Here is a 1,182-nt window from a genome sequence, read left to right on the forward strand (position 1 = left end):
GCTGAAGACTGCTGTCATCGTGCTGGCCGCCGTCGATGGCGACAAGGTGCAGATCGCCGCGGGCGTGACCGCCGACAGCGTGGGCAAGGTCAAGGCCGGTGAGCTGGTGAACTTTGTGGCCCAGCAGGTGGGCGGCAAGGGCGGCGGCAAGGCCGACATGGCCATGGCCGGCGGCACTGATGCTTCCAAACTGGGTGATGCATTGAAGTCGGTACAGGCATGGGTGACCGATCGCGCCTGAGGGGCGCTCGCAAAGCGATCAGTTTGCTATTAATTTAGTAGCTGCTTGCGCCCGTTGGTAAAGGGCTGGAGGCCAATTTCGTTCAAGAAATTGGCCTTTTTTCATTGCTTCTTCACTCAACGGCGGCCCAGAACACCGCAAACCAGCTTTGCGGGTCGGTCCAGTAGTGAATTTTCCCGAATCCGGCCTGCCGCAGCAGTGCCGTCATGCTTTCCACGGTGTACTTGTAGGAGCATTCGGTGTGGATGCGTTCGCCGGCGCCAAAGCGCCGCGCATGCCCGGGCCAGCGCACGGTAAGGTCCGACAGGGCTTCCAGGTGCATTTCGATGCGCGACTCTGCGGCATTAAAAAGCGCCACATGCCGCCACTGGCRAAGGTCAAAATCCGACTGAAGGAGTTCGTTGACGTTGAGCAGCACGTTTTTGTTGAAGGCAGCGGTCACGCCCAGCGCATCGTCGTAAGCCGCCTCCAGCCGTGCGGTGTCCTTCACCAGGTCAATACCCAGCAACAGGCCGCGCGCCTTGCCCTGCGCCGGGTCGGCGATGTGCTGCAGGAACCGCAGGGCCTCTGCCGGATGGAAGTTGCCCAGGCTGGAGCCGGGGTAGAAAAACACCCGTTCCTGGCTCTGCACTTCACGGGGCAACACCAGGCCGGACGAAAAATCCATACCCAAGCCGACGATGTCGAGCGCGGGGAAACTGTTTTGCACCTGCGCGGCAGCATCGCGCAAAAAGTCCACCGAGATGTCGACCGGCACATATTGCCGCGGCTGRAGATGCGGAATGAGCGCTGCGGCCTTGGCGCARTTGCCGGCGCCCAGRTCGATCAGGCAGGCGTTGTGRAYGCCGCYCGCGCTSAGCGTGGCGGCGATTTGCGGATAGGAGGCTTCAAATATGGCGGCCTCGGTGCGTGTTGGGTAGTACTCCTCCAGGCCCGTAATG

At 61.6% G+C, this 1,182-nt stretch carries 2 protein-coding genes; one reads left to right on the forward strand and one right to left on the reverse strand.

What is annotated here, in order from left to right:
• Positions 1–241, forward strand: a 241-nt coding sequence (locus tag AC1D0Z_RS22240; protein ID WP_477660317.1) for a DHHA1 domain-containing protein, incomplete at its 5' end; no start/stop codon positions are given.
• Positions 242–353: 112 nt separating this feature from the next.
• Here AC1D0Z_RS22240 and egtD read toward each other — a convergent pair.
• On the reverse strand, positions 354–1,182 hold an 829-nt coding region (gene egtD, locus AC1D0Z_RS22245), incomplete at its 5' end, for an L-histidine N(alpha)-methyltransferase (RefSeq protein ID WP_477660318.1).

It is taken from the genome of Polaromonas sp. P1_E3 (assembly GCF_056405935.1).